This window comes from Nocardiopsis sediminis, from assembly GCF_042650565.1.
Classification (GTDB): domain Bacteria; phylum Actinomycetota; class Actinomycetes; order Streptosporangiales; family Streptosporangiaceae; genus Nocardiopsis_B; species Nocardiopsis_B sediminis.
The window spans coordinates 384,021-402,113 of record NZ_JBHSBH010000015.1 but is presented as its reverse complement, the minus strand read 5'-3'; the positions used below and the strand labels follow the sequence as shown (position 1 = coordinate 402,113).

The following is an 18,093-nucleotide window of genomic DNA, read 5'->3' as shown; positions in this document are numbered from 1 at the left end:
GAACCACACGAAGGAGCCACCCCACCATGACCGCGGCCGAGTTCGCCCGCAAGATCCGCAACCGTGAGAAGGCCATCGGCTACTGGGCGCTGCTGGACGCCCCGGTGGCCACCGAGCGCCTCGCCCGGCTGGGCTACGACTACGTGGCCCTCGACGCCCAGCACGGCCTGTTCGGCTACTCCGGGATGCTCAACGGGCTGCTCGCCATCGACGCGGGCGGCGCCTCGGCCGGCCTGGTCCGGGTCGAGGCCAACGACCCCACCCCCATCGGCCGGGCGCTCGACGCCGGCGCCGCCGGGGTGATCGTGCCCCTGGTCAACAGCGCGGCCGACGCCGCCGCCGCGGTCGCCGCCACCCGCTACCCGCCGCACGGCATCCGCTCCTACGGGCCCATGCGCTCCATGCTGCGCATCGGCCCCGTGCCCGCCGAGGCCAACGACAGCACCCTGGTCCTGGCGATGATCGAGACCCCGCAGGGCCTGGAGGACGTCGAGGCGATCTGCGCGACCCCCGGCCTCGACGGGATCTACGTCGGCCCCTCCGACCTGCGGCTGGCCGTGGGCGGCGCGACCTCCACCGACCCCGCGGTCGACGAGGTGTTCGACGCCGCCGTGGTCCGGGTGCGCGAGGCCGCCGCTGCCGCCGGGATCGCCGCCGGCATCCACACCCCCAGCGGCGAGGTCGCCGCCCGGCGCCTGGCCGAGGGCTTCACCTTCGCCTCCGTCGCCAGCGAGCTCGTCCACCTGGAGCAGGCCGCCACCGGCCACCTCAAGGCGGTCCGGGACGGCGCCGAATGAGCGCCGCACCCGCCCCCGGCGCGCTGCCGACCGACGGCCGGCTGCGCACCGCCGAGGGCGACCCGGGCCGCAGCGACGCGTTCCTGCCCGCGCCCACCGTCCAGTCGCACGCCGCCAACCTGGCCGTGCTGCCCGACGGCGACCTCGGCTGCGTGTGGTTCGGCGGCACCCAGGAGGGCGTCGCCGACATCAGCGTCTGGTTCTCCCGGCTGCCCGCCGGCTCCGGCACCTGGTCGGAGCCGGTCCGGCTCTCCGACGACGCCACCCGCTCCGAGCAGAACCCCGTGTTGTTCCCCGCTCCCGGCGGCGCGCTGTGGCTGCTCTACACCGCCCAGCACGCCGGGAACCAGGACACCGCCGAAGTCCGCGTGCGCATATCCGACGACAGCGGGCACACCTGGGGGCCCGTGCGCACCCTGATCCACGCCTCGGCGACCGGCGGGGTGTTCGTCCGCCAGCCCATCGTGGTGCTCGACTCGGGCCGGTGGCTGCTGCCCGTCTTCCACTGCGTGCGGCCCGCCGAGGGCAAGTGGGTCGGCGACCTCGACACCAGCGGGCTCCTGGTCTCCGACGACGAGGGCACAACCTGGCGCCACCAGGAGATCCCGGGCAGCACCGGATGCGTGCACATGAACGTCGTCCCGCTGGACGACGGCACCCTGCTCGCGCTGTTCCGCAGCCGCTGGGCCGACTCCATCTACGAGTCGCGCTCCACCGACGAGGGGCGCAGCTGGACGGTCCCGGTCGCCACCGAACTGCCCAACAACAACTCCTCCATCCAGGTCACCCGGCTCGATGACGGCCGGCTCGCGCTGGTCTACAACGACGCCCGCGCCACCGGCACCACCGAGCGCCGCGTCTCCCTCTACGACGAGATCGGCGACGACGGGCTCGCCGAGGCGCCCGCCGGGCCCGCCCCGGCCGCCGCCGCGCCCTCCGGAGCGAAGGGGGCGCGAACCGCGTTCTGGGGCACCCCGCGCGCCCCGCTGACCCTCGCCATCTCACCCGACGGCGGGCGCACCTGGCCGGTGCGGCGCGACGTGCAGACCGGCGACGGCTACTGCATGACCAACAACTCCCGCGACGGCCTCAACCGGGAGCTGTCCTACCCCTCCGTCGTCCAGGGCCCCGACGGCGACCTGCACATCGCCTTCACCTACCACCGCCAGGCCATCAAGCACGTCCGCGTCGGCCCCGGCTGGGCCGCGGCCGACGGCGGTCCCGAGGAGGGCGTCCCCGCGTGACGACCACCCTGATCACCACCCCCACCTTCGGCCGGTTCTCCGACGAGCCGTGGCGGGTCCTGGAACGGGCGGGCACCGCCGCCGTGCGGCCATACGACGACCGGGCGCTGCCCGGCGCGGAACTCCTGGAGCGGGCGGGCGACGCCGACGCGCTGATCGTCGGGCTCGACCCCATCTCCGCCGAGGCCATGGACGCCGGGCCCAAGCTGAAGGTCATCGCCAAGCACGGCGTGGGCGTGGACAACATCGACCTGGACGCCGCCCGCGAGCGGGGCATCCGCGTCGTCTACGCCCCCGGCAGCAACTCCCGCGCCGTCGCCGAGCTCACCTTCGGGCTGATCCTCAGCGCCACCCGCAAGATCGGCCGCGCCCACACCGAGGTCCTGGACGGCGGGTGGCCGAAGCTCTTCGGCCGCGAGCTGGCGGGCTCGACCCTCGGCATCATCGGGTTCGGCAGGATCGGGCGGCTGCTGGCCGGCTACGGCCGGGCCTTCGGGATGGACGTCGTCGCCTACGACCCCTACCTCGCCCCCGAGGCGTTCGCCGAGCACGGCGCGCGCGGGGTCGGCCTGGACGAGTGCGTGACCGGCGCCGACGTCCTCAGCCTGCACCTGCCCGCCGAGCCCGGTGCGGCGCCGCTGCTGGACCGCGCGCGGATGGAATCGATGCGCCCCGGGTCCTGCCTGGTCAACGCGGCACGCGGCGGCCTGGTCGACGAGGCCGCCCTCGCCGACCTGCTGCACAGCGGGCATCTGGGGGCCGCGGCGCTGGACGCCTTCGCCGTCGAGCCGCTGGGCGAGAGCCCGCTGCGGACCGCGCCCAACCTCGTCCTGACCTCGCACATCGGCGCGTGCAGCCGCGAGGCCAACCGGACCATGGGCGTCATGGTCGCCGAGGACGTCGTCCGGGTGCTGGCGGGCGGCGACCCCCGGCACGAGGCCACCTGACGCCCGCCGCCCTCGGCGGCTCCACTCGACCCGACCCGACACCGGACCCTCCGACACTTGGAGCAGCGGACCCTATGAAGATCGAGCGCATCCGCATCGACAAGGCGAAGTTCGAGATGCGCGACTTCGCCAAGCACCCCACCGGGTTCTCCCTGGTCTACGAGCCCGGCAGCAGCAAACCGGTCAGCGCCTACGCCGTGCGGATCTACACCGACGAGGGCGTCACCGGCGAGTACGTGGGCGGCAACTCCATCGCCGCCGCCCAGGTCAACATGTTCGGCGACTACCTGATCGGCAAGGACCCGTTCCAGCGGGAGCTGATCTACAACGACGTCAAACGCCAGCTCCGCAAGTTCGACAAGATGGGCATGGGGCTCATCGATATCCCGCTGTGGGATCTCGCCGGGCGCGCCTTCGGCGTCTCCGTCCGCACCCTGCTGGGCGGCTGGAAGACGCGGCTGCCCGCCTACGCCTCCACCGCCGCCGGCGACCGCGCGGGCGGCCTCGACTGCGCACGGGCCTACGCCGACTTCGCGGTGCAGTGCAAGGAGCTGGGCTACCGCGCCTACAAGCTGCACGTCTGGGACGACTACGAGGTGGCCGAGGTCGTCGAGACCATCGCCGCGGTGCGCGACGCCGTCGGCCCCGCCATGGACCTCATGCTCGACCCCGGCTGCAAGCTGGAGACCTTCGCCCACGCCGTGCAGGTCGGCCGCGCCTGCGACGAGGCCGGCTACCTGTGGCTGGAGGACCCCTACAAGGACACCGGCATCTCCATCCAGGGCCACAAGCGGCTGCGCGAGCTGATCCGCACCCCGCTGTTGCAGACCGAGCACGTGCGCGGGCTCGAGCAGCACGTGGACTTCGCGGTCGGCGGCGGCACCGACTTCGTGCGCGCCGACGCCGAGTACGACGGCGGCATCACCGGCGCGCTGAAGATCGCCCACGCGACCGAGGGCCTCGGGCTCGACGTCGAACTGCACACCCCCGGGCCCGCGCAGCGCCAGCTCATGGCGTCCATCCGCAACACCAACTACTACGAGATGTCGTTCGTCCACCCCAAGTCGTCGGAGATCGGGCGCAGCCAGCTCATCTACGCCGACGACTACCGCGACGGCCTCGACGCCATCGGCGCCGACGGCTGCGTGCCGGTGCCCGAAGGACCGGGCCTGGGAATCGCCTACGACTGGGACGCCATCGAGGCGCACACGGTCGAGACCCGCGAATTCGCCTGACCCGCACAACGGTGAACCGCCCCTGACCCGGCCGTCCCCGCACCGTTCCCCGTCCAGTTCGACCCCGGCGCCGCACGGCGGCGCCGGGCCGGCCACGAAAGGCCCCCACCATGTCCAACACCGCCGCGGACGAGGGCTCCGCCCCACCGCCGGGTGCCGCCGACCCCTATGCGCTGCGCCCCGAGGACGCCCGCGACGCCCCGACCACCTTCGCCGGCCGGCTGCGCTACCTCGGCCCCGGGCTGGTGCTGTCGGCGGCGGTGGTCGGCTCCGGAGAGCTGATCGTCACCACCTCCCTGGGCGCCCGTGCCGGGTTCGTGCTGCTGTGGCTGGTCATCATCAGCACCGCGGTGAAGGTCTGGGTCCAGATGGAGCTGGCGCGCTGGACCATCCTGACCGGCAAGCCCGCGCTTGAGGGCTACAGCCAGGTGGGGCCGAAGATCGGCCGGGTCGGCTGGATCAACTGGCTGTGGATCGGCATGGACTTCGCGAAGATGCTGCAACGCGGCGGCATCATCGGCGGGACGGCGGCCGCGCTGTCGATCCTGTGGCCCATCTACGGCGAGGCGCTGTCGTTCCCGTCGATGCTGGTCTGGACGGCCATCATCACCATCACGACGATCCTGCTGCTCCAGAGCAGCAAGTACAGCATCGTCGAGCGCGCCGCCGCCATCTCCGTGGGCATCTTCACCTTCTCCACCGTGGGCCTGGCGGTGGGGCTGCCGCTGACCGAGTTCGGCTACGGCTCGGCCGACCTCGCCACCGGGCTGAGCTTCGCGATCCCCGCCGGCACGATCGGCATCGCCGTCGCCATGTTCGGCATGACCGGCGTCGGCGCCGACGAGATGACGACCTACACCTACTGGTGCCTGGAGAAGGGCTACGCGCGCTGGACCGGCCCCGACGACGGCACCGAGGAGCGGGCCGTCCGCGCCGAGGGGTGGCTGCGGGTGATGCGGCTGGACGTGCTGGTGTCGTGGCTGATCTGCACGCTGTGCACCCTGGCGTTCTACGTCATCGGCGCATCGGTCCTGCACCCGCAGGGCCTCGTGCCCGAGGGCAACGACATGATCACCACCCTCGCCCGGATGTACACCGACACCATGGGCGAATGGGCGCAGTACGTGTTCCTGATCGGTGCGATCGCGGTGCTGTGGTCCACCAACATCGGCTCCACCGCCAGCGTGCCGCGGCTGTGGACCAACACCCTGGGGCTGCTCGGGGTCATCGACTGGTCCGACGTCGCCGTGCGCCGCCGCACCATCCGCATCCTGACCTGGTGCTTCCCGCCGCTGTGGGCGTCGTTCTTCCTGTTCATCCAGTCGCCGGTGATCATGGTCCAGATCGGCGGGGTCGCCACCGGCATCTTCCTGGTCGCCGTGGTGATCGCCGTCTGGCACCTGCGCACCACCGAGGTCGACCGGCGCTTCCGCGCCAACCCGTGGCTCACCGGCGCCCTCGTGCTGAGCAGCATCGCCATCGCGGTCCTGGGCGTCTACAGCATCATCGAGGTGTTCGGGCTCGGCGTGCCCGAGTAAGGGTGCCGCCATCGTCCCGCCGTGGCGGGACGACGGCTCTCAGCGGTCCGGCCCGCCGGTGGGGGCGGGCCGGACCGCTCCCGGCGCCCACCGTCCGGGCGCGGGCCCGCGGGGGCGGGGCACCGCGCGCGGCACGGTCGTGCCGGTGACCCGTTCTCGAACGGGTCTGGCTACGGTGGGGGCATGCTGATCGGATTCGGAGCCCCGGTGTCCGGGGCGTGGGCCACCCCGCACAATCTCGGCGCGTTCGCCGCCCGCGCCGAGGAACTCGGCTACCACTCGCTGTGGACCTTCCAGCGGCTGCTCACTCCGGCCGACGACAGCCAGGTCGGGCCCGGCTACCGCAGTGTCCTCGACCCCATGGTGACGCTGGGGTTCGCCGCGGCCGTCACCTCGCGCATCCGGCTGGGGGTGTCCATCGTCAACATGCCCTTCGTGTCCCCGGTGCTGGTCGCCAAGCAGGCGGCGACCCTCGACGTCCTCTCCGGCGGGCGGCTGGACCTGGGGCTGGGATCGGGGTGGTCGCCGGAGGAGTTCACCGCCTCGGGCACCACGCCCGCCCGGCGCGGGGCCCGCGCCGAGGAGTACCTCGCCGTGCTGCGCACCCTGTGGGGCGACGAGGTCAGCGGCTTCGAGGGCGACTTCTACACCATCCCGCCCAGCCGCATGGCGCCCAAGCCGGTGCAGGCCGGCGGGCCGCCGGTGCTGCTGGGCGGCGTGGCGCACACCGCGCTGCAACGGGCGGGTCGGCTCGCCGCCGGGTGGCTCAGCCGTAGCGCCACCGACCTGTCCCACATCGCAGAGGAGATCGCGGTAGTGCGCACCGCAGCCGAACAGGCCGGGCGCGACCCCCGGGCGGTACGGGTCGTGTGCCGCGGCGTGGTCCGCTACGGCGCCGAGGCGGCGGGGGAGGACGGACGCCGTCTGCCGCTGTCGGGGTCTGCCGCCCAGATCCGCGAGGACACCGCCTGGCTCGGCGACCAGGGCGTCACCGAACTCTTCTACGACCTCAACTGGGACCCGGAGGTCGGCTCCCCAGACGTCGATCCCGCTGCCGCCACGGCCCGCTCCACCGAAATCGCCGAATCCCTGGCTCCGGCAGCCGACTGAGAGCCGCCGGGCCGAAGAGCCGGAGGGTCGGCGTACGTCGTCACGGAGGATCCGTTTCGCGGGAATCGACCGCGTTCAGTTGTTCGGAAGCTCAACGGCGGTAACGCCGTCAACTTCCTGCACGGGGCCGAGGTGGGACCGTTCATCTTCCTCGTTCAGGCGGAGATCATCGCCGCTTCCGCAATGCTCACGCGTGGCGGGCTGAACCCTGGTATCCACGAGATCGGTCCAACCGACCGCGCCGCCATCGCCGCGACGTGGCTCGATTACTTCAACCGATAGGAGCCCTGCCCTTGTCCATCACGGCCGAGCACATCCGCGAGACCCTGGACGACTACCTCGGCGCTCACCCGGACGAGAAGGAGGTGCTCGCCCCCGTCCTCGACCTTCTTGAATCTGGGGCCGACCTCACCTCGCGCACGGAATTCCGTGGCCACGCCACTGCCGGGGCGATCCTCGCCGACGCCAGGGGGCGCGTGCTCCACGTCCGGCACCGGGCCCTTGACGCCTGGTTGCTGCCCGGTGGTCACATCGAGTCCGGTGACTCCTGGCTCATCGACGCGGCTCAGCGCGAATTGACGGAGGAGACGGGGATCGCCGCCTCGGTCGCCACCCCGGTTGGGACGCGCCCCTTGCACATCGACGTGCATCCCATCCCCGCCAACGACGCCAAGGGAGAGCCGGAGCACCGACACTTCGACTTCCGGTTCCTCTTCCGGACGTCGGCCGATGTCGGCGAACTCCAGACGGAGGAAGTTCTCGCAGCGGCCTGGCGCGATGCCGACACGATCGCGGGCGAGATGTTGCGCAACCGCGTCGTGCACGCACTGAACTGACCGATCCGGCCGCCCGGCGCTTATCGGCATCAACGGCGACCGGGCGGCGGGGGCTACAGGGCGTCGATGTCGGCGAGGAAGGCGACCCACTCACGGGAGCCCACCGGGAGAGTGGCGGCATCGCGGTTCTGAGTGTCGCGGACGGCTCTTCCCTTATCGGCCGTGTCCGCGACCTCGACGCAGTTGGACTCGCCGACCGAGTACGAGGACTTGCGCCACGACTCGTTCTTGATCACTTCAGGTCTCCTTTGATCTTTTCCAACAGGGCGCGCGAACCGTCCACTGGGAGCGCGACCCCAAGCAGGTCGGCGAAGAGGCCCAAGTGGACTGACGTGGCATCAGCGTCTTCGACGGGACCACCGGAAACACGGGTTTCCAGCCAAAGAATATCCCCCACCTCGGGGACCCTGATGAGGCGGAACGCTCCATCCATGCCCGGGTGAGACCGTGTCTCCAGAGGCACGACGAGGATCTCCACACGGTCTCGGTCCATCATGGACAGTAGATGATCGATCTGGGCCGCAAGCACGGTGGGGCCGCCCGTTGCGCGCCGAAAGACCGACTCGTCGATCACGGCGACGACGCGGGGAGGAAGCTCAGCGTCGAATATCCGCTGTCGGGCGAGCCGTTCTGCGACCAGCCCATCGATCTCGCTGTCGGCCGCACCCTTGTTACCCGCGCGGATCGCAGCGCGTGCGTAGCCTCCGGTCTGCATCAGTCCGGGGACGACCAATGGGTGGTAGTCCCGGATCTCCGTTGCTCGGCTTTCCAGTTCGGATACCTCACGCACCCAAGCGGGGACCTGAAATCCGTCGTATTGGCTTTCCCAGAGGGCGATGATCTTCCCGCCCCCGGTAAGAACGCGGTCGATTCGTGCGGCCTGGTCCCTTTTGGTGTGCGTCTTGCCTAGCTCGATGCTGCTGATGGTGGACTGGGCCAGCGGTATCTGGTCAGCGAGCTGGGTCTGCGAAAGCCCAGCTTGATTGCGTCTTCTCCTCACCTCCGCACCGAACTTTCGGGCAGCGTCAGCGATGTCTATCGGCATGCATCGGAGATTAGCAGACTCCCATCGGAAATCACTTGGAACAATCGAAGATCTTCGCAACCTGCGGCGATAGCTGGAAAAGGTTCCTTTATAAGGCCAGGATCATTAGCGAGGTCTTACCAGGGCTACGGAGATTCTGGTCGCCCGAATGGAAATGGTCCCGCCCTGTGTGAGCGCACAGGACAGGACCTTCAGCCCTCAACCTGACACAACCAGGGAGGACTCAATGACGCAGCTTATCGGGATGCAATCCCGATATGGGAATTGCCGTCGACACCGGGGGCGCCGCGTTCGCCCCTACCTGTTCCGGATCGGGGGGCGGTGATGGCCGTGGTCTACTACGCCCGGTTTCCGGGGTGGGCCGAGCAGGTGAAGCGGGCGCGGCACTGGTGTGAGGACCTGCTGTCCGCCCACTCCGCCTTCGACATCCCCGGTGAGACCGTCGCGTCGGCGGTGTTGTTGCTGAGTGAGGCGGTGACCAACGCCGTCCGCTATACGGCCTCGGGCCGCGGCGGGACGTTCGACGTGACCCTGATGGTGGAGCAGCGGAAGATAACGATCGAGGTCGAGGACGAAGGGCGTCCCGCCGGCGGGACACTTCCCTTCATCCGGCCGCTGACACCGATGGCGCAGCACGGGCGCGGCATGACCCTGGTCGACTACCTCGCCGACACCTGGGAGCCCCTGCCCAAACCCCGGACCGGGGTCGCCTTTACCCTCACCTGGAGCGACCGGGCGACCTCCGCCGCGGCCTCTGCCTGACCACGTGCGGTCCTGTCCCGATCGATGAGGGGGCGGGACAGGACCGCGCGTCCCCGCCGGACCGCCCCATGACCCCCAGGCGGTCCGGCACTCCCATGTCAGTGGTCGCAGGCCCGGTCCGCAAGGCGTTCGACCGATTCGATGAGGCCGGTCCATGCCTGTTCGGTGTCGGCGTTGCGCTCGTGCGGGGCGCGGAACCAGCCGGTGTAAATGACCAGCTCCTCGACGTCCCAACGGAGCCGGTACATCTCCATCGCCGCAGGGTCGGGCGTGTGTCCCGTGGCCGCCTCGTAGCGGGCGAGGTCGCCGGGGTCGGCGGTGACCTGCCACAGGTCGCGTTCGGGTACCGCCAGGCCGGCCGTGTCCCAGTCGACCAGCACGAACCGGCCTTCGTCCGCGCGCCACAGCAGGTTGGCGCGGTGCGGCTCCCCGTGGGTCACGACGAGGTCCCCGGATCGGCGGGCCACCTGATCGGCGAGGCGGTCGAACCGGGCCAGGCCCGCGCGCAGGCCCTCGGCGTGCCCGCCCAGCAGAGCCCGTGCGGCCTCGGAGAACGGGCCCGCTTCCCAGGGGCGGTCCGTCTCTGCGAGGGCCCGGTCGAGCCCCTCCCGCCCCGGGACCTGGGGAGGCCGAGCGGGGGCCGACTCCGGAGGGCGGCGCCGGTGCAGCGCGGCGAGCAGGTCCACGACCTTGCGGCGCCCGGCCGCGTCGAATTCCTGCCCGAAGCCCTCCGGTTCACCCGCCGTGAAGGGGAAGACGCTGAGGGCGTACCGGTCGCCGATCCGCCGGACGGTCGCGCCCTCCGTGTTCCGCAGGGGCGCCACGACGAAGTCCAGGCCGTCGTCGTCGCCCGTCGGCCTGGTGCCGGGCGTCCCGTTCCGCGTGCCCGGCTCCCCGTCCCCCGTGGCCTCCGCCGTGCCGCCATCGTGTCCGGCCGCGGTTCCCTCGTGGAGGTCCGCAGCGGTGTCCATCGCGCGGCGCAGGTCCTCCAGTGCGGCGTCGGTGGACACCCCCGGCGCCGACTTCTGCTCGAGGTCGGCGACGGTCACGAACCAGCGGTGGCCGTCGCCGTCGGCCGCGGTCCAGTGGTGGTCGCCGAAGCCGACCGCGGCGTAGTCCGCCGTCGCGGCGTCGATCCCCCAGTCCTTCAGCGCGTCCAGCACATCGCGGTCATCGAGTTCCGTGGGTCGGTACAGCATGGGCCGCACGCTACCGGCCACGCGCCGCCCGGGCACCCGGATTTTCCGCGCCGCGCCGCCATCCGCCATGGCTGAGGCGTTCCTCGCCGGAGCAGGGGACCCGGGTCAGCGGCCCTTGAAGTAGCGGAACAGGTGCTTCTCCCGGATGAGCAGCAGCGCGCCGGCCGCCCCGAGGAGGGCGGTGAGCGCGGCCGCAGCCGGCCCGCGCAGCCCGATGGCGAACACCTCGGCGGTGTCCGCCGGGTTGCCGATCCCGGCGGCGCAGGCGAGGGCGCCGACCGCCATGGCCAGCGCGCCCAGCGCCCACGCCCCGGTCTCGATCGCCACCTGGGCGAGGAGGGCGCCCCGCCCCACGCCCACGTGCAGCGCCCCGGCGATCTCCAGCCGCCGCAGCCGGACCGCCACGAACCCCAGCGCGAACCCCACCACGGCGCAGCCGGCGGCGGCGTGGCGCGTCGGGCGGGCCGCGAACTGCGCGGTGGCATCGAAGTCGGCGCCCCGGGCGGTGTTGAGCTGGCCGATGGTGATCGTGGTCGTGGCATCGGGGACGACGTCGGCGGCGGCGTAGATGAGCGCGTCCGCGGACTCCGATACCGGCCAGACCTCGGCCCAGCACTCGTCGAACGTCGCGGCGGGGACCCGCGGAACCAGGACGGCGTGGCCCAGCCTGCGGTCGCGCCCGTCATCGGGGTAGTCGTAGGTCCCCGCGACGGTCATCGGCCCCGACCCGGTGGCCAGGCGCTCGCCCGCGCGCACGCCCAGCGATTCGGCGAGGGGCACGGGCAGCCACACGCCCTCCGACGCGGTGCCCTCCACACCCAGCAGACGGGCCAGCCCCGGTGTCACCTCGTAGACGGGAAGCGGGTCCGCGGGCATGGCCGACAGCTCCAGCGCATCGGCCTCGCGCAGCGCGCCCGAGGATCGGATCGCGGGTGACTCGGTGAGCCGTTCACAGGATTGGCCGTCGGTCATGTTCTCGGCGAGCAGCGTGCGCACCGATGCCCCCGTCGCCACGAACTCGGCCGCCTGGCGCTCCAGCCCGACGACGTAGCGGGTGTCGACGAAGGCGAGCCCGGCCGTGACCGCGAACAGGGACAGGCCGAAGACCGCGGCGCGGGTCGCCCCGGCGGCCAGGTTGCGCAGGGCCTCGGAGAGGACCGATCCGGGGCGCATCAGCCGGCCGCCCCGCTGCCGGGCACATCCGCGGCCCCCGCGTGCGGCCCGGCGCCGCCCGCTCCATCGCCCCCGCCGCCCCCCTCAGCGTTCGCCCCGCCCGCTGCCGCCGTCGCCAGGTCGAGGACGCGGGTACACGCCTCGCGGGTGTGCGGATCGTGGGTGGCGATCACCACGATCGTGCCGGCGCGGGCGATCGCCCCGAGCGTCCGGTTGACGGTGGCGGCGGTGCGCAGGTCCAGCTGGGCGGTGGGCTCGTCGACCAGCAGCAGATCGGGGGCCGAGCACACGGCGCGGGCGAGCATCAGCCGCTGCGCCTCGCCTCCGGACAGCTCGCGGAACGGCCGGTCGCGCACCGCCTCCAGCCGGAAGTCGGCCATCGCTTCATCGGCCCGCGTCTCGGCGGCGGACCGGTCCAGGCCCTTGGCCAGGAGGGGGAGGACGACGTGGTCCAGCGCGGTGCGCCCCGGAACGCCGAACGGGTTCTGGAACACCCAGCCGGTCCGCTCGACCCCGGTCGCCTCCAGGGTTCCGGAGTGGGGTGCCAGCCACCCCGCGAGGATCGACAGGAGTGTGGACTTCCCGCACCCCGACGGGCCGCACACGCCCACGACCTCGCCCGGCAGCAGGTCGAAGTCGAGCCCGGTGAACAGGTCCGCGGTCCCGGTGAAGCGGTGGCCCAGCCCGCGGGCGCGGACCGCCGCGCCGGGGCCGGGATCAGGGGCGGCGGACGGCTCAGTCACAGGACTCCGATCGGATGGCCGAGCCGAGGTTCACGTCGGCCGGCGCCTCGCCGTCGAGCACGACGAGGGTGGCGCCGAGGTTGGAGCCGACGATCCGCACCGGGTGGGCGGTGCCGCCCGATTCGATGCACGCGTCGTCGCCGTCGATGCCGAACACCGCCCCGGGCGGCACCTTGAGCGCCTGCAACGGCTCGGCCAGCGAGATCTCGGCGGTCACCGCTTCCTCCGACGACAGGAACTCGGCGAACTCCGGGGCGGCCTCCACCTCGTCCAGGAAGCCCTGGTCGGTGACCTCGCCCTCCTCCGACATCGGGCCGCGTATCCCGAAGACGTCGATGATCCGGTCGCCCTCCACCGCGCCGCCGGGCATCGCGTCGACCCGGATCCCGTCCAGCCCGCCGGGGACCGTGCCGAACGGCGCCCCGCCACCGACCGTCATGCCGAGGGGCGCCTCGCACTCGTCCAGGACGGAGGTGGGGGAGGGCAGCCACAGGACCTGGTCGGACTCGATCTCGCCATCGGGATCGCGCACGCCCGCCGATTCCAGCAGGTCGCGCACTGCGGTGGCCGTGGGACGGCCGAAGACGCCGTCGTCGCCCACCGCGTAGCCGAGCCGGGCCAGCTCCCGCTGCAACGCCTGGACGTCGCCGCCGCGGTCGCCCTCCTCCAGGTCGCGGTAGAGCGGGACCTCCGTCGCCAGCGCGATGAGCGGGGTGGCGCCGATGGTGGCGACCGCCTCGCCCGACACCAATTCGGCCCCCGCGGCGCAGTCCGTGGTGGTGACGCGGCCCGACAGCCCGATCTCCAGGGTGGACTCCGGGGTCACCTGGAAGGCGACCTGCGCCGTGCGCTCGTCGGCGAACTCCTCACGGGTGACCGGGGCCGTGGTCTGCCCGTCGGAGGCCGCCAGCCCGCTGGGCACATCGGCGGGGCGCAGCAGGTAGCCCGCGCCCGCACCGGCGCTCAGCAGGGCCGCCCCGGCGAGCAGCGCGGTCGTCCAGGACCTGTAGTTCACACCGGACCTTTCACGTGGTGGTGATCCCGAGGGAACGGCGGCGCCGGGCGCCGCCCGGACCCACCGGCCGTCGTTCCGGTGTCAGGAGCCGTCCTCGACCGAGATGCTGTACCCGCCCTGCTGGAGGCATTCCTGAGCGGCGGGTTCCGCGGGGTCGAAGGGTGCGTCGGCGAAGCCGTCGGAGACGTCCTCGTCCAATTCGTCGGGTGTGTACCCCTCTGGGGCCAGTCCCTCCGCGACCAGGCAGTCGACGGTGAGTACCCGGGTGTCCTCGATCAGGCCGGGGTTGTTGACCTGCGTCTGGTACAGCGCCTCGATCTGCATGGTGGTGCCCTCGGCGCAGTCGCCGCTGACCTCCAGGTACTCGTCGATGTCCGCGTCGGCTTCCAGCAGAGGGGGCGTGATCGTGTAGATGCCGTCGGAGCGCCGCTCGTAGGTCTCGTCCAGCCCCGCGTCCTCGGCGCACTGCCGGTACCGGTTGAACGCGTCCTCATAATCCTCGGCCGCGATCTCGCCGTTCTCTATTGCGCGGTCCAAGACCTCGCGCTCGAAGTCCGAGGCGGCGTTCTCGCGGGCCTGTTCGAACTGCTCCACCAGACTGAGGTCCATGGTGGGGCCGCTCGGCCCGGATGCGTCCGGGGCGCTCGGATCCAGAGCCGAGCATCCCGTCAGAAAGAGTATTCCAGCGGCCGTGAATAGGGTCGCCGTTCGTGCCGGAGCGGAAATCCGCATGTTTTCCGTCCTCGGTGGAATCGGTTTTTCATTTTAAGGTGCCGGTCACCGCGAGCCGCTCCACGTGGTATTCGGAAAGTACTCGCGACGGGCGGTGACCGGCGTTGAATTCACTTCATCGGTTCCCGCTCATTCAGCGGTAGTCCACCCGGGCCTGGGAGATCGACGAGGTGCCGGAGTCCACGTAGGCGCGGGCGTACCGGGTGTACCAGGCGGTGAGCGCACTGACGTTGCCGTGCCGGGCGTAGGCCCGCACCTGGTTGTAGGAGCCGCAGGTGTCGACGTAGCCCCACGCTTCGGCGTAGTCGGTGCCGGCGTGGAGGTAGTAGTCGCAGCGGAGGGTGGAGACGTCCCCGGCGGTGGTGGCCTCGGCGGACGCCGGGGCGGCCGGGACGGCGAGGGCCAGGCCCATCCCGGCCGTGGCCAGAACGGTGAACAGGCCCGCCTTGACGCGGGTGGACAGGGTGGCGGGAGTCTTCCCGGAAGTGGTCGTCACGCTCATTCTCTTTCACTCCAGCGATGGGATGTGTGACGCTTGAATCGCCCCGGCCGACTGGCCGGTCGGCCGGGGCGGCATGGGCCGTCCGGATCGGCACCCTGCCACTTCGGAGATGTCCGGAGTATTTCCGAAGTGCTTCGGAATCTATCCGCGCATTGGAGTGAAAGGAAGATGTTTTCAGGTGATCCCGCCATTACAATCGGTTAGTGCGAGCTTTGACCTCCCAGCTCGCGTGGAGTGATGGTTCGTATATTAGCTCCCTTGTCCGAATGCGGACACTAAATCCGAGTAAGAGAACGGTGTGAGGCGGAACGGTGAATGTGTCGTCCGCTGGGATCGGCGGGTCGTAAGTCCGAATCCTCCTTGGGTTTCATGCGCGGCTGTGGGGTGGGGATTGTCTTTCGGGGAATGCATGACGTGGTGGGATGGGTGATGGCGGTGGGCGCCATTTCGTCGATGGGTCGGTTTCGTATGCCCCTGGCGGTGTGCGGTCGAGGTGGAGTGAAGTGAATTCATATGCGGCCCATTCGGAGCCATTCATCCCTTTTTTCCTAGGAATCGACCTCGGGACCAGTTCCGTGAAGGCCGCGCTGCTGGCGCCCGACGGCCGCCTGGGCCCGGTGTCCTCGGCCGCCTATGCGCTGAGCAGCCCGCAGGCGTCGTGGTCGGAGATTGACCCGCGGCTGTGGTGGGACGCCGTCGTCCACGCCGTCCGCCGCTGTGTGGACGGCCGGGCGCACCGCGTCGAGGCCGTCGGCCTGTCCGGGCAGATGCACGGGGTCGTCCTCACCGAAGCCGGCGGCGACCCCGTCCGGCCCGCGATGCTGTGGCCCGATGCGCGCGCCGCCACCCAGCTCGACCGCTATGCCGCGCTGGACGCCGACGCGCACCGGCGGCTGGCCAACCCGCCGATGCCGGGCGCGGCCGGTCCGATGCTCGCCTGGCTGGGCGAGCACGAGCCGCCGGCCCTCGCGTGCGCACGCTGGGCGCTGCAACCCAAGGACTGGCTCCGCCTGCGGCTGACCGGCCGGGCGGCGACCGACCCGAGCGACGCCTCGGGGACGCTCCTCTACGACCTCGTCGCCGACGACTGGGCGCCCGACATCGCCGCCGCACTCGGGATCCGGCCGGACCTGCTCGCCCCGGTCCAGCCCTCGGCGCACTGGGCCGGGGACCTGCTGCCGGGCGCCGCAGACGCGCTCGGCCTGCGGCCGGGCACACCGGTCGTCACCGGCGCCGCCGACACCGCCGCCGCGGCGCTCGGCACCGGCCTGGCGCCCGGCGACGTCCAGCTGACCATCGGCACCGGCGCCCAGGTGGTGGCGCTGACCGACGGGGTCGGCGCCGCCCTCGACCCGCGCACGAACGTGTTCCGCACCGCGACCCCCCGCGGCCGCTACCGGCTCGCGGCCATCGCCAACGCCGGCCTCGCCCTGGAGTGGGCGGTGCGGGTCTTCGGCGCCACCTGGGACGAGCTGTACGCCGCGGCCGACCGCGACGGAGGCCCCGTCTTCCGCCCGCACCTGTCCCCGGAGCGAGGGGCGCCCGGCGCGGCGGGCTCCTTCACGGGCCTGCGGGCCGGGCACGGCCGCGCCGACCTGCTGCACGCAGTCCTGGTCGGGGTGGCCGAAGCCATCGCCGAGGCGGTGGACGTGCTCGCGGAGCGCGACGGGACGCCGGTCCGCACAGCGGGCGGCGGCGCGCGCGACCCGCGCTGGCGCCGCCTGCTCGAACGCGTCCTCGCGCGTCCTCTGGAGCCGGTCCCCGGCGCCGGCGCCGCATCGGTGCGCGGCGCGGCCCTGCTGGCCGCCGAGGGGACGGGCACCGCGGTCCCGGCGACCCCGCCCGGCTGACCGGGGCGCACGCGCCGGGACCCCTGCCCGTCGTGTGACGGCCGAACGCCTGGCCGCCTTCGACGTCCGCCCGCCCGGCGTGCTGTCCGGGGTCACCCGGCTCGCCCGCCCCGAACTCCTCATCGAGCTGGAGGCCATCGCCGCCGACTGATCCGCCGGGGTACCCGGCGACGAGGCACCGCCGGGTCAGCCCCGGACGGCGGTGAGGATCTCCCCGGCCATGTCGAGTGATTCGTCGACGGTCCGGGCGAGGTTCATCATCTCCACGAAGGCGTGGTCGACACCGGCCTCGTCCGCGGCGCGGGTGATGGCCTGCACGATCTGGTCCACCGAGGCGCCCGCGACGGGGTAGACGCGCAGGACCAGGCCGATGGCGACCGGGTCGCGGCCCAGCTCTTCGGCGAAGTCGCGGACCGTCGCCATCGGCCCGTTGATGCTCCCCGGGTCGAAACCGCCCGCCCCGGGGGCGCACACGGGCAGCCAGCCGTCGGCGCGGCGGGCCACCCGGCGCAGGGCGGCCGGGGCGAACCCGGCCAGGTACACCGGCGGGCGCGGGCGCTGGGCCGGCTTGACGTCGACGTGGGTGGCCGGGACCTTCCAGTAGCGGCCCTCGTACTGGGCGGGCCCGGCCGACCACATCTCCTCCAGCGCGTCGAGGCATTCGTCCAGCCGCTCCCCGCGCTGTTCCATGGGGATCCCCGCCGCCCGGTACTCCTCGGGCGACCACCCGGTGCCGAACCCGGGCAGCAGGCGGCCGTCGCTGATGAGATCGATCGTGGTCAGGGAGCGGGCCAGCACCGCGGGTGCGTACCAGGGTGCGTTGAGGACGTTGGTGCCGATGTGCGCGGTCTCCGTGGCAGCGGCGGCGACGGCCAGCAGCGCGAAGGGGTCCAGGATCGAGTGGAAGGCCTCGGGGATGGTGTCGCTGCCCGCGTAGCCCACGGTGGGTTCGATCGGGGCCAGGAGCCGGTCGCCGACCCACAGGCTGTCCGCGCCCAGGCGTTCGGCTTCGCGGGCGAACCGGGCGACCTCTCCGGCCTCGTGGGCGAGCGGGCCCATCTGCGGCAGGGTGAATCCGATCTTCATCTGGCGCTCCATCCGGCTACCGACGGTGTCCACGACTCTACCCATGGTCGTATCCGTGCGCGGCGGCGGCGTACCGCGCGGCACGGGTATCCGGCCGGTATCCGCGTGCCGGGTCGCCGCCCGCGACCGCGTGCGATTCCCGCCGCAGTCGCCGGGAACTCCCCGGGCCCCGCCGACGACTGCTCAGGGTGCGCGGCGATCGGCCGCGGCGCGACGCCGACACGACGAGGAGCCCGCCACCATGAGGCATCGGCAGCATCGGCGGCACCCCGCCGGGCC

19 protein-coding genes are annotated in these 18,093 nt (G+C 72.1%); 10 read left to right on the top strand and 9 right to left on the bottom strand.

Annotation, left to right across the window (positions count from 1 at the left end; genetic code table 11):
- The first annotated feature begins 26 nt into the window (after nucleotides 1–26).
- The 8 genes from ACFOVU_RS24320 (at nucleotide 27) to ACFOVU_RS24285 (ending at nucleotide 7,707) form a co-directional block, all read left to right on the top strand.
- Nucleotides 27–797 carry an HpcH/HpaI aldolase family protein gene (locus ACFOVU_RS24320; RefSeq protein ID WP_378537291.1) on the top strand — a complete coding sequence of 257 codons (771 nt, stop codon included), beginning with the start codon at nucleotides 27–29 and terminating at the stop codon, nucleotides 795–797.
- On the top strand, nucleotides 794–2,041 hold the full coding sequence (locus ACFOVU_RS24315; RefSeq protein WP_378537290.1) for a sialidase family protein: 1,248 nt from the start codon (nucleotides 794–796) through the stop codon (nucleotides 2,039–2,041). The genes ACFOVU_RS24320 and ACFOVU_RS24315 overlap by 4 nt, the downstream gene beginning before the upstream one ends.
- Complete coding sequence (locus ACFOVU_RS24310) at nucleotides 2,038–2,988, top strand: phosphoglycerate dehydrogenase (protein WP_378537288.1); 951 nt, start codon at nucleotides 2,038–2,040, stop codon at nucleotides 2,986–2,988. Before ACFOVU_RS24315 ends, ACFOVU_RS24310 begins: the two co-directional genes overlap by 4 nt.
- 74 nt (nucleotides 2,989–3,062) lie before the next feature.
- Nucleotides 3,063–4,223, top strand: coding sequence for an enolase C-terminal domain-like protein (locus ACFOVU_RS24305; protein WP_378537287.1), 1,161 nt, complete (start codon nucleotides 3,063–3,065; stop codon nucleotides 4,221–4,223).
- Between the two features lie 110 nt (nucleotides 4,224–4,333).
- Nucleotides 4,334–5,761 carry an Nramp family divalent metal transporter gene (locus ACFOVU_RS24300; RefSeq protein ID WP_378537285.1) on the top strand — a complete coding sequence of 476 codons (1,428 nt, stop codon included), beginning with the start codon at nucleotides 4,334–4,336 and terminating at the stop codon, nucleotides 5,759–5,761.
- Between the two features lie 183 nt (nucleotides 5,762–5,944).
- Entirely contained in the window at nucleotides 5,945–6,871 is a 927-nt protein-coding gene (locus ACFOVU_RS24295) for a TIGR03619 family F420-dependent LLM class oxidoreductase (protein WP_378537283.1), read from the top strand.
- Nucleotides 6,872–7,003: 132 nt separating this feature from the next.
- Nucleotides 7,004–7,153: a hypothetical protein gene (locus tag ACFOVU_RS24290; protein WP_378537282.1), complete on the top strand. Its 150-nt coding sequence runs from the start codon at nucleotides 7,004–7,006 to the stop codon at nucleotides 7,151–7,153.
- A gap of 11 nt (nucleotides 7,154–7,164) precedes the next feature.
- Nucleotides 7,165–7,707: an NUDIX hydrolase gene (locus tag ACFOVU_RS24285; RefSeq protein ID WP_378537280.1), complete on the top strand. Its 543-nt coding sequence runs from the start codon at nucleotides 7,165–7,167 to the stop codon at nucleotides 7,705–7,707.
- A 53-nt stretch (nucleotides 7,708–7,760) separates the two neighbouring features.
- Here ACFOVU_RS24285 and ACFOVU_RS24280 read toward each other — a convergent pair whose 3' ends face one another.
- Both ACFOVU_RS24280 and ACFOVU_RS24275 read right to left on the bottom strand, forming a co-directional pair.
- Entirely contained in the window at nucleotides 7,761–7,943 is a 183-nt protein-coding gene (locus ACFOVU_RS24280) for a DUF397 domain-containing protein (protein WP_378537278.1), read from the bottom strand.
- On the bottom strand, nucleotides 7,940–8,752 hold the full coding sequence (locus ACFOVU_RS24275; protein WP_378537277.1) for a helix-turn-helix domain-containing protein: 813 nt from the start codon (nucleotides 8,750–8,752) through the stop codon (nucleotides 7,940–7,942). Before ACFOVU_RS24275 ends, ACFOVU_RS24280 begins: the two co-directional genes overlap by 4 nt.
- A gap of 324 nt (nucleotides 8,753–9,076) precedes the next feature.
- Here ACFOVU_RS24275 and ACFOVU_RS24270 point away from each other — a divergent pair, with 324 nt between their 5' ends.
- Nucleotides 9,077–9,514, top strand: coding sequence for an ATP-binding protein (locus ACFOVU_RS24270; protein WP_378537275.1), 438 nt, complete (start codon nucleotides 9,077–9,079; stop codon nucleotides 9,512–9,514).
- Nucleotides 9,515–9,612: 98 nt separating this feature from the next.
- Here the strand turns inward: ACFOVU_RS24270 and ACFOVU_RS24265 are convergent, their stop codons facing one another.
- The 6 genes from ACFOVU_RS24265 to ACFOVU_RS24240 form a co-directional block, all read right to left on the bottom strand.
- Nucleotides 9,613–10,713, bottom strand: a complete 1,101-nt coding sequence (locus tag ACFOVU_RS24265; RefSeq protein ID WP_378537274.1) for a phosphotransferase — start codon at nucleotides 10,711–10,713, stop codon at nucleotides 9,613–9,615.
- 105 nt (nucleotides 10,714–10,818) lie between these two features.
- Entirely contained in the window at nucleotides 10,819–11,886 is a 1,068-nt protein-coding gene (locus tag ACFOVU_RS24260; RefSeq protein WP_378537272.1) for a hypothetical protein, read from the bottom strand.
- Nucleotides 11,886–12,629, bottom strand: a complete 744-nt coding sequence (locus tag ACFOVU_RS24255) for an ABC transporter ATP-binding protein (protein ID WP_378537271.1) — start codon at nucleotides 12,627–12,629, stop codon at nucleotides 11,886–11,888. The genes ACFOVU_RS24260 and ACFOVU_RS24255 overlap by 1 nt, the downstream gene beginning before the upstream one ends.
- Nucleotides 12,622–13,644, bottom strand: coding sequence for a peptidoglycan-binding domain-containing protein (locus ACFOVU_RS24250; protein ID WP_378537269.1), 1,023 nt, complete (start codon nucleotides 13,642–13,644; stop codon nucleotides 12,622–12,624). The genes ACFOVU_RS24255 and ACFOVU_RS24250 overlap by 8 nt, the downstream gene beginning before the upstream one ends.
- Before the next feature lie 81 nt (nucleotides 13,645–13,725).
- Nucleotides 13,726–14,253 carry a hypothetical protein gene (locus tag ACFOVU_RS24245; protein WP_378537267.1) on the bottom strand — a complete coding sequence of 176 codons (528 nt, stop codon included), beginning with the start codon at nucleotides 14,251–14,253 and terminating at the stop codon, nucleotides 13,726–13,728.
- A 256-nt stretch (nucleotides 14,254–14,509) separates the two neighbouring features.
- Nucleotides 14,510–14,872, bottom strand: a complete 363-nt coding sequence (locus tag ACFOVU_RS24240) for a hypothetical protein (protein ID WP_378537265.1) — start codon at nucleotides 14,870–14,872, stop codon at nucleotides 14,510–14,512.
- A 428-nt stretch (nucleotides 14,873–15,300) separates the two neighbouring features.
- Here ACFOVU_RS24240 and ACFOVU_RS24235 point away from each other — a divergent pair, with 428 nt between their 5' ends.
- Nucleotides 15,301–16,728, top strand: coding sequence for a xylulokinase (locus ACFOVU_RS24235; RefSeq protein ID WP_378537263.1), 1,428 nt, complete (start codon nucleotides 15,301–15,303; stop codon nucleotides 16,726–16,728).
- A 186-nt stretch (nucleotides 16,729–16,914) separates the two neighbouring features.
- On the opposite strand, the gene ACFOVU_RS24230 is transcribed toward ACFOVU_RS24235, so the two are convergent.
- A complete protein-coding gene (locus tag ACFOVU_RS24230) occupies nucleotides 16,915–17,814 on the bottom strand; it encodes a TIGR03619 family F420-dependent LLM class oxidoreductase (protein WP_378537261.1) in 900 nt (299 codons plus the stop codon).
- Between the last annotated feature and the right edge of the window lie 279 nt (nucleotides 17,815–18,093).